The organism is uncultured Campylobacter sp., assembly GCF_938030815.1.
Lineage (GTDB): Bacteria > Campylobacterota > Campylobacteria > Campylobacterales > Campylobacteraceae > Campylobacter_B.
The window spans coordinates 1-9,973 of record NZ_CALHII010000013.1 but is presented as its reverse complement, the minus strand read 5'-3'; the positions used below and the strand labels follow the sequence as shown (position 1 = coordinate 9,973).

Below are 9,973 nucleotides of genomic sequence, written 5' to 3'. Positions count from 1 at the left end.
GGTAGCACTACGATCAAAGTCGTGCTGATGGGCGAAAACTACGAGCTGTTGTATAAATTTTACTCATCCAATAAAGGCGATCCAGTCGACATCCTACTGCCGCGACTTAAGGAGCTATACGATCTTTGCGAGGGTCGCATCAAGATCAAGGGCAGCGGTGTTACCGGATATGGCGAGGATCTCATTAAAACCGCCTTTCGCTTCGATTACGGTATTGTCGAGACGATCGCGCATTACAGCGCCGCGCGCCACTTCAATCCGAAGGTCGATTTCATCATAGACATTGGCGGTCAGGACATCAAGTGCTTCTCCATTAAAGACGGCAATATTGATTCTATCGTGCTAAACGAGGCGTGCAGCTCGGGCTGCGGCTCGTTTTTGCAGACCTTTTCAAATTCTTTAGGTTACGACATTAAAGATTTTGCAAGCTTAGCCCTTTTTGCGACCCATCCCGCCAAGCTTGGCAGCCGCTGCACGGTCTTTATGAACTCTTCGGTTAAGCAGGCTCAAAAGGACGGCGCTACGATCGAGGACATCAGCGCTGGACTTGCTATTAGCGTCATAAAAAACGCGATTTACAAGGTTATTCGCGTGCGAAACGCCGACGATTTAGGTCAAAACATCGTCGTACAGGGCGGTACCTTTTTAAACAACGCTGTGCTGCGCGCTTTTGAAAAAGAGCTCGGTAAAAATGTGATTCGCCTTGATATTAGCGAACTTATGGGGGCTTACGGCGCCGCGCTTTTTGCCAAAAATAACGCAAACGGGCGTACCGATATGATCAGTCGTGCAGAGCTTGAAAATTTCACTCATCGCAGCGAATTTAGCGTCTGCAAGCTCTGTACGAACAAATGCCCGCTTACGATCAGCTACTTCGGCGATACTAAATTTGTCTCGGGCAATAAATGCGAGCGCGGCGCGGGCAAGGAGATCCGCCACGATATCACGAATTTGTTTGAGTTTAAAAACGAGCTTTTGCGAAAATATCGTAAGCCGCCGAAGCAAGACGCGCCGCGGGTCGGAATTCCGTTTGTTTTGAATATGTTTGAGATGATCCCGTTTTGGAGCGCGTTTTTTGAAAATTTAGGCATGAGCGTCGTGCTGTCGCAAAAGCCGCGAAAAGAGACGTTGTTTTTGGCAAGCCAGAGCATCCCGAGCGATACCGTCTGCTATCCGGCTAAAAGCGTGCACGGCCACATCTACGATCTGCTAAATAAGAGCGTCGATTTTATATTTTATCCGTGTATGAGTTACAGCCTGGATGAAAATATCAGCGAGAACTGCTACAACTGTCCCGTAGTCGCATACTATCCAGAACTGATACGCGCGAATGTAGGCGCGCTGGAGAAGAAAAAATTCCTCTACCCGCACGTGGATCTTAACATGCAAGATTCGTTTTGCAAAACGATGCAGGCTGAGCTCGCGGACGCCGGGTATAAATTTCATTCCGATGCCGTTAAAAACGCCGTCTTGCAAGGCCTTAAGGAGCTGCAAAACTATAAAAATACCATTTTAATAAAAGGCGAGGAGACCCTAAAGGATATCAATGCAAGCGGCATGCCTGCCATCGTGCTAGCGGGTCGCCCGTATCATATCGATAAGACGATCAACCACGGCATCGATCGCTATCTAAATTCCTTGGGCTTTATAGTGCTTAGCGAGGACGCGCTGCCGCTTAGCAGGGTGCAGACGAAAAGCCTTAATCAATGGACCTACCACGCCAGGCTTTATAGCGCAGCGCGGTTCATCTGTAAATACCCGCGCATGCAGCTGGTGCAGTTAGTCAGCTTCGGCTGCGGGATCGATGCGATCACGGGCGACGAGGTGCGCGACATACTGCGTCAAAACGGTAAAATTTACACTCAACTTAAAATCGACGAGGTTACGAACCTAGGTGCGGTCAAGATCCGCCTGCGTAGCCTAAAAGCGACTATGATAGAGCGCGAAAGGCAAGGCGCGCAACAAGAAGCAAGAAAGGATGCGCGCTAATGTTTGCTAAATTTACGAAGGATATGAAAACGACCCACACGATATTGATCCCCACAATGATCGATCCGCATTTTCGCTTTATGCAAGGCGTGCTGCGCGACGAGGGCTATAAGAGCGTCTTGCTCGGCGAAAATCGTCAAAATATCGTCGAGGAGGGGCTTCGCAGCGTGCATAACGACATGTGCTACCCCGCGCTGCTCGTCATCGGGCAGTTTATCGACGCGCTAAAAAGCGGAGAGTTTGATACACACAAAGTAGCTCTTCTCATCAGCCAAACGGGCGGCGGCTGCAGAGCGAGCAACTACATAAATTTGCTTCGCAAAGCGCTTGAGGACAGCGGCTTTAGCTACGTCCCTGCGATCTCGTTAAATTTCGGCTCGCTAGATGAGAATGAATTTAGCCTCGGCAAAAAATCGCTTCTAAAGCTTTTCGCCGCGATATTTTACGGCGATTTGATGATGGGGCTGTATAATCAGTGCAAGCCCTATGAAACGACCCCCGGCGCTACGAATGAAATTTACGAACGGGTCGCCGCACAGATCGCTTCGATGACAAACGAGTGGGCGTTTTTACGCTTAAAAAAGAATTTTCGCTATATTTTGGAAAACTTTGCCGCTCTGCAGCGCAGCGGCGAGCAGAAGATCCGCGTGGGCATCGTGGGCGAAATTTATCTAAAATACTCGCCTATCGGCAACAACGGCCTAAACGCCTATCTCATTCGCGAAAACGCGGAGCCCGTAAATACGGGGCTGATGGACTTCGTGCTTACCTGCATCTACGATGCGGTTTACGACAAGCAGCTCTATGGAAAGGGCGGCGCGGCGTATTACGGCTCGCTTGCGGTCGCTAAAGTAGTGGAATTTTTCCAGCGCATGATGATTAAGCAGATAAAACGATTTGGATTTCGCGCGCCGAGCCCATTTAGCGAGGTTCGTGCCGCCGCTGACGGCTACATCGGTCACGGCGTGAAGATGGGCGAGGGCTGGCTGCTGACGGCGGAGATGGTCGAGTTCATGCGTCACGGCATACAAAACGTCGTGTGCGCGCAGCCTTTCGGCTGCCTGCCGAACCACATCATCGCGCGCGGAATGATCCGAAAGATCAAACAGAACTACCCGCAAGCAAACATCGCCGCTATCGACTACGATCCGGGCGCAAGCGCAGTAAATCAAGAAAACCGCATAAAACTGATGCTTGCTAACGCAAATCGAAAGTAGCCCGCCACAATCCATGATGATAGGTGGTTTTGCCTATATGCTGCGATCAGATACAAAATTTTATTTAAAAATTAAGTTGAAATGCAATAAAATATTATTTAAAAATTTAAGGAGCAACTATGTTTGATTTAAAAATTTATAGAGGAATAATAGATAATCTAAGAACAAATTTAGAAACGAATGTTAGTGGTAGCGTAAGGAATGGTAAGGGTGGTGTATCTACTTCTAATATGTATAGCTCGACTTTTAGGATAGATGGTAGGCAATTTATTCTGAAAATTCAAAACGATACTTTATCACAAGGCGATGAAATGGTGGTATGTGTAAATGGGAATAAAGTAATCAATTATAAAAATTTAACTACGAATGAAATGGGAGGTTTATCAAGATTATTTTGGTCTGCCATAAGAACTGTTTGTAATATTGCAGCATTTATTCCATTTTTTATAGCTTTGCTTTGCATTGAGGAAACTCGTTCAGGATTGGGGTATACAATGATTGTTATCGTCGTTATTTCAAGCTTGCTTTCTGCATATTTTATAAATAAATATGTTTCGATGCAGCAGCGTGCTATTAAAATGTTAAAACAATATTTGCAAGAGAATGATTTATAGATTTAAATTACTAATATGGTTAAATTAAGGCGAATTGAGCTAATAAAAATTACATTATTTGTATAAAAATATTGCTTTTGGGGCATAGCAAATAGGATAAAGGCTAGAAACAAGTAAAATTTCATCGAAATCTAATGTAAATCCGCGTGAAATTCTACGCGTCGCCGCCATAGAATTCCACCGCAGAATTCTATTCCGCTGCGCCGTAAAATTCCACTCTCATTAAGGCAAAATTTAATACAGTCCGTCTTTAAATTTTACGAAGGAAGTTTATGAAATTTTGGATTTGCGGCGCGGTTTTGGCACTATGCTGTGGAGTTTTTAGCGGATGTGCGAGTAAGAATTTGCCGGGCTACATGCAAGGGCGCGAGCATATCGTCGCGATGAGCGCGGCGTCCGGCGGTCAGTTGCGTATGAGCGGTGAGATTTACGATTATGTATTTGATGCGAATCTCAGCGCCGTGCGCGCCAAGGTTGCGAGTCTGGCGTCGCTGAATAAAGACGCGATAAGGCGCAACGTAAGCATGCTCACGATCGACAGATACAACGAGGGCAGCGATGCCGCGTATATCCAGCACGAAATCGAGCTCGTAAAATACGATCTGCCGCTATCCGTGCAGGCTAAGCTGATGGATGATCCCCAGCAGCTTGAGCCAGCGTATAGCTCTACGTTTCGCTACTCTTATCTGATCGAAGGCAAATATTTTAAGCGCCTAAAAGATCACGACGAGCTGCGCAGATCGCACCGCCTAAGCGTGCCGATCGAGTACCCTGCGCGTATAGCGGTCGATAGCGGGATCAAAAGCGAGCGCGATGCGAAAATGGATACCGATATACAAGGGCTCATCGTGATGCCGCTAATGATGCCGGTGCTGCTTTTAGGCAGTATCCTCGGTGGCTAAAGCGACTGAATCACGGAAGTGAAATTTTATTGATTTAGATTCTAAAGTAGTGGCGGACAGAGAGGGATTTGAACCCTCGAGCCCCGGTTAGAAGCTGCACCCTTAGCAGGGGTGTGGTTTCGGCCACTCACCCATCTGTCCACAAAAAGAAATCGCATTATACATAACTAATCTAATAATGGGCTTAAATTAGCTCAGCTCGCAGAATTTATCACCACTCGGATATTTTGAGCTGACGATACAAAGAGCTATAATGAGTCAAAACATTCGGCGGAGATAATTTATACTTGCTTACATAGCTTCTGCGAAACTTTAAAACTTACGCGAGCTTTTGAAGCATGTGCGAGCAAAAATTTTGCGTCCATGCGTTATTTTGCGGCGAAATTTTAAAATTTTAAATTCAGTCGGGTGCAATTTTAAAGTCCGGCTTACAAACAAAATTTCAAAACCCCGTGTAAGCGCAAAATTTTGGAATTTAGAGTTTTACGATTTACGTAACTATGAGATTTTAAGCATAGTTAAGCTTTAAAATTTTGAAAATTTTAAAATATAAAAATTTCAATAATTTTGGTTGCGAGGATCTTAAAATTTGGAATTTTTTAAAATTCTAAATTTTAAGATTGAAGACACTCTAAGATTACGCAAATATAAAAGCCTTAAAAATTCTAAGAATTCCAAAGGCTAGAAATTTTAAAATTTCAATATCAATCAGATTCTAAAACCCCGTTAGCTAAAGCGTTTTAAATTCCAAGAATTCCAAATGTGCGCGATTTATTCACCTAGCGCTTTATCGATGAGCTTGACGTCTTCGCTTGCGCTGCCGTCGATGACTAGGGCTTGATCGCTACCGCTTACCGCGCTTTTTCCATTAAATTTTGCGCCGACTTCGATGCCGAAGCTTTGTGATAGCACGTCGCCTACGAGCACACCGCCGCCTAGCAGCTCGACGAGCTCGGCTTCGATATTGCCGAAAAATTTGCCGCTGATTACGATATGCTTGGCCCTGATCGAGCCGCGCGCGGTACCGTTTTTACCGATGACGACGGTGTTATCGGATATCACGTCGCCTTCGACATTGCCATCGATATGCAAAATGCATGACAGGTGCAGCTCTCCTTTGATGAGCGTGCCTGACGAGATTATTGTTGTTTGAGCGGTGTTTGCATCGCCTTTATTAAAGATTGCCATGGGACATCTTCCTCCTTAGTAAAAATTTCTTTGTAATTTTTTTCGTTCCAGTTGATGAAATTTAGCGGATCTAACGGCAGCTGCAAAAATCTAATCTCGTAGTGCAGATGAGGTCCGGTACTAAGCCCGGTGTTACCGCTAAAAGCGATGAGATCGCCTTTGTTTACAAACTCGCCTACTTTGCGAGTTAAATTTGAATCCAAATGCGCATATCGTGTCGTAAAGCCGTAGTTATGTCGGATCTCGACTAGATTGCCATAGCCCGTAGCGCCCGCGCCGCTGTATTGGATGATGCCGTCTGCAGGCGCGTAGATGGGCGTTTTAGGCGGCGTACGTAGATCAACGCCCGGGTGAAACTGTTTGCGCTTTAAGATAGGATGGTTGCGCCAGCCGAATTTCTCGCTGAGCTGATGAGTGCGCATTACCCTGCCGTTTGGGATCTGCATAAAAATTTCTTTGATCAGTGCGTCGGAGAATTTTTCGTTGATGATCTTTTGCGCACGCTCTTTGATCTCTTGTTCGGAAGTAGGCTTGATGTGAGATAGGCGGTCGATCGCGCGCTCATCCTCCTCAGGATCAAGCCCAAACTGATGCTCCAAATCCGAAATTTTACCCTCGATGGCTTCAAATTCCATCTGACTTGCCGCGATACCGTCGCGAAGTTTTTGATTTAGCTCGTTAAGCTCGGTTTTAGTTCGCGAAAGGCTGTCGATTTTAGAGCCCAGATACCTGATATATAGCGCACCCGTGACGAAAACGGTAAAAACAAATAGTACCAAATATAACGCGATCTTTTTGATGATTTGCGAAAGCAAAAAATTCCTAGAGCCGTTAAGGTCGGTTATGGTTATCATAAATTTGTTTTTCATAATGCGGCATTATAATGCAGCATAGCTGAAATTTCAAAAAAATTGTAGATAAATTTAAAAGCCATTTAATTTCAAAATTTCACTAAAAGATAAAATTTATTACTTAGTATAATTATAATTTAAGCAAATCTTGCTATAATTACAGCAATTTTAAATAAAGGAGACACAATGTCAAAAACGGTAAAACAACTAAACAAACTTCAGGCGGACGCTCATGCGTTCTTTGTTGCATTCCACGATTATCACTGGAATGTTAAGGGCTTACAATTCGCGCAGGTTCACGCTTACACTGAGAAAGCATACGACGAAATGGGTGAGCTCTTCGACGATATGGCTGAGCGCGCGCTTCAAATAGGTGGCAAGGCCGTAACTAAGGCTAAGGATCTAATTGAGCTTTCAAAAGACGCTCCGATTAGCGTAAAGGACAGCTACGGCGTAACCGAAGTACTTGAGAACGTCAAAAAAGCCTACGAGTATTTGGTAGAAGAGTTTAAAAAGCTTCAAGAGATTGCCGAAGAAGAAGGCGACGATACGACTTCAAATATTGCGCAGGATCACTACGGCGATTATGAAAAACGCCTATGGATGCTAAGCTCAATGCTAAGTAAATAATCCTTGCAAATCCTTTCAAAATTTTTAGGGGCACATGCCCCTAAAATCCATTAAAGTTAATATTGAAATTTCAAGAAATTTTAAAATTCTAAGATTATAATTTCACGCTAAAATTTTAAATTATGCTTGAAAACTGAAGCTAAATCGCTCATTCAAAGCAAAATTCATGTAGGTTTTAAATTTCATATCGTTGAAATCTAACTCATTCGCCATGTAAAATCATAACTCTTTTTATAAAGCTCGGTTTCATTTAAAATTTTGCCGCGTCGTTAAAATTTCTTGCCGATTTCAAATTTGAAATTCTAAGAGCTAAAGCTTTGTAGCTAAAGAATGGCATTTGCTAAGAGCTCGCTTGTGATAAATTTATATTGCTCTTTAGCATCTAATGATAAATTTTAGCTTGTAGTTTTACTATTTTGATTATTTTTAAAACTTCGGTATTTATAAATGAGGCGTAATTTTAAAAATTTCAAAGAATTTTGCAAATTCCGCAAAATTTTGCAATTTCACGGAATTTTGATTTTAATAGAATTTGGTTCGAGCCTTAAAAATTCTCTTCAGTATTGCAGTCACTGACATGGTCCCACGGCAGCTTCATTCCGCCCAGGATATGAAAGTGCAGATGCATCACCTCCTGCCCCCCGTTTTCACCGCAGTTGCAAACAAGACGGTATCCGCTCTTATCAAGCCCCATTTTGCGAGTTACTTCTTGGATAAAAGCGCTCATTTTGCTCATCACTTCGGGAGGCGTTACTTGGAAGTTTTCGTAGCATTTTTTAGGGATCGCCAGGATGTGGATCGGCGCTTTTGGGTTGATGTCGTGGAAAGCCAAAAATTCATCGTTCTCTAACACTTTGTTGCACGGGATTTCGCCGTTTACGATCTTTTCGAAGACGTTCATTTTAGATCCTTTTATGAGGTTGAAATTTAGCTGCGATTATAGCCAAAAAATCCAAACACGCAAATTTACCTAGCTTTTATCAAATTTTAACTACAATCGCGCCATTAATTTAACCACAAGGATAGAATTTGCAAGAGATTAAAGCAAAAATAGACGCCGCATCGAGCTTAAGCGAGCTGGAAGCCGTGCGCTTGGAGCTTTTCGGCAAAAAAGGCATCATAACGGCGCTTTTTTCCGAGCTCAAATCCGCAGCGCCCGAGCAGAAAAAAGAGCTTGCCGTAAGCGCGAATGAAAAGCGCGATTATTTCAGCGAGCTCATCGCTGCAAAAAGGGCGAGCTTGGAAGCGGCGGAGCAAAAAAAGGCGATGAAAAATGAAGCAATCGACGTCACGCTTTTTAACGAAAACGTAAGCTGCGGCGCGCTGCACCCCGTGATGGAGACGATGGATAAGATCATTGACTACTTCATCGCGCAAAATTTCAGCGTCGAAAGCGGCCCGCTTATCGAGGACGACTTTCATAATTTCGAGGCGCTAAATTTACCCAAATACCACCCCGCACGCGATATGCAAGATACGTTTTATCTTGACGACGGGCGGCTGCTACGCACGCACACTAGCGGCGTTCAGATCCGCACAATGGAGAAATTTAAAGCTCCGCCGGTGCGTATGATCGCCCCGGGCGCGGTATTTCGCCGCGATATGGATCTAACCCACACGCCGATGTTTCATCAAGTGGAGGGTCTCGTAGTCGAGCAGGGCGATCGGGTGAGCTTTGCGAATTTAAAATACGTTTTGGAGGAATTTTTGCGCTATATGTTCGGTAGCGTGCAGGTGCGCTTCCGTCCGAGCTTCTTTCCGTTTACGGAGCCAAGTACGGAGGTTGATATCAGCTGTATTTTCTGCCACGGACATGGATGCCGCGTCTGTAAGCAGACGGGCTGGCTCGAGGTGTTAGGCAGCGGCGTGGTCGATCCTAACGTCTTTAAAGCGGTGGGCTGGAAAAACGTCAGCGGATACGCATTCGGGCTCGGCGTGGAGAGATTTGCGATGCTGCTGCGCGGTATCCCCGATCTGCGCTCGCTATTTGAAGGCGATATTAGATTATTGGAGCAGTTTAAATGATAATAACGAGAAATTGGTTGCAAGAGTGGATCGACATAAGCGAAATTTCAAGCGAAAAGCTGCTTTCTACGCTAAATTCCATCGGTCTTGAGGTTGACGCTCACGATAAAATTTCACTTCCTAAAGGCGTCGTAGTAGGACTCGTAAAAAGCAAGCGTCGTCACGAAAATTCTGATCATCTAAACGTTTGCGAGGTTGATGTCGGTAAGCAGAGCCTGCAGATCGTCTGTGGCGCGAAAAATGTCGAGGCTGGGCAATATGTCGCGGTTAGCCTGATCGGCGCCGTACTGCCTAGCGGCCTTGAGATAAAGCCTGCCAAACTTCGCGGAGTGGAGAGCTTTGGTATGATCTGCTCGGCAACCGAGCTTGGACTTGCTAAGACGAATGACGGCATTATGGTGCTTGATAGCAGTATCGGCGAGCTCGTGCTGGGCAAGGAGCTGCGCGAGTATGAAATTTTTAACGACGATCTTATCGAGATCGAGCTTACCGCTAATCGCGGCGACTGCCTTAGCATCTTAGGCATAGCGCGCGATCTAGGCGCAGCGCTTGATCTG

At 45.0% G+C, this 9,973-nt stretch carries 10 protein-coding genes and 1 tRNA gene; 7 read left to right on the top strand and 4 right to left on the bottom strand.

Features of this window, described 5'->3' with window-relative positions; translation table 11 throughout:
• The 4 genes from Q0277_RS00345 to Q0277_RS00330 all read left to right on the top strand — a co-directional run.
• Window positions 1-1,989 (top strand): acyl-CoA dehydratase activase-related protein (locus tag Q0277_RS00345; RefSeq protein ID WP_297994342.1); only part of this gene is annotated, 1,989 nt, incomplete at its 5' end.
• Window positions 1,989-3,206 (top strand): 2-hydroxyacyl-CoA dehydratase, encoded by a 1,218-nt coding sequence (locus Q0277_RS00340; protein WP_297994339.1) that lies wholly within the window; start codon window positions 1,989-1,991, stop codon window positions 3,204-3,206. The genes Q0277_RS00345 and Q0277_RS00340, both read left to right, overlap by 1 nt.
• 119 nt (window positions 3,207-3,325) lie before the next feature.
• On the top strand, window positions 3,326-3,820 hold the full coding sequence (locus Q0277_RS00335) for a hypothetical protein (protein WP_297994335.1): 495 nt from the start codon (window positions 3,326-3,328) through the stop codon (window positions 3,818-3,820).
• A 272-nt stretch (window positions 3,821-4,092) separates the two neighbouring features.
• Entirely contained in the window at window positions 4,093-4,722 is a 630-nt protein-coding gene (locus Q0277_RS00330; RefSeq protein ID WP_297994332.1) for a hypothetical protein, read from the top strand.
• 50 nt (window positions 4,723-4,772) lie between these two features.
• On the opposite strand, the gene Q0277_RS00325 is transcribed toward Q0277_RS00330, so the two are convergent.
• From Q0277_RS00325 to Q0277_RS00315, 3 genes are all read right to left on the bottom strand, one after another.
• A tRNA-Ser gene (locus Q0277_RS00325) sits at window positions 4,773-4,863 on the bottom strand.
• Window positions 4,864-5,493: 630 nt separating this feature from the next.
• Window positions 5,494-5,910, bottom strand: coding sequence for a polymer-forming cytoskeletal protein (locus tag Q0277_RS00320; RefSeq protein WP_297883182.1), 417 nt, complete (start codon window positions 5,908-5,910; stop codon window positions 5,494-5,496).
• A complete protein-coding gene (locus Q0277_RS00315; protein ID WP_306528386.1) occupies window positions 5,862-6,782 on the bottom strand; it encodes a M23 family metallopeptidase in 921 nt (306 codons plus the stop codon). Before Q0277_RS00315 ends, Q0277_RS00320 begins: the two co-directional genes overlap by 49 nt.
• A 165-nt stretch (window positions 6,783-6,947) precedes the next feature.
• Between Q0277_RS00315 and Q0277_RS00310 the strand changes: the two genes are divergently transcribed.
• Complete coding sequence (locus tag Q0277_RS00310; RefSeq protein WP_297994329.1) at window positions 6,948-7,391, top strand: DNA starvation/stationary phase protection protein; 444 nt, start codon at window positions 6,948-6,950, stop codon at window positions 7,389-7,391.
• Window positions 7,392-7,935: 544 nt separating this feature from the next.
• Here the strand turns inward: Q0277_RS00310 and Q0277_RS00305 are convergent.
• Window positions 7,936-8,292: a histidine triad nucleotide-binding protein gene (locus Q0277_RS00305; RefSeq protein WP_297994326.1), complete on the bottom strand. Its 357-nt coding sequence runs from the start codon at window positions 8,290-8,292 to the stop codon at window positions 7,936-7,938.
• A gap of 128 nt (window positions 8,293-8,420) precedes the next feature.
• Between Q0277_RS00305 and pheS the strand changes: the two genes are divergently transcribed.
• Entirely contained in the window at window positions 8,421-9,416 is a 996-nt protein-coding gene (gene pheS / locus Q0277_RS00300) for a phenylalanine--tRNA ligase subunit alpha (RefSeq protein WP_297994323.1), read from the top strand.
• The coding region (ytpR, locus tag Q0277_RS00295; protein ID WP_366517308.1) for a YtpR family tRNA-binding protein at window positions 9,413-9,973 on the top strand (561 nt) is incomplete at its 3' end. The genes pheS and ytpR, both read left to right, overlap by 4 nt.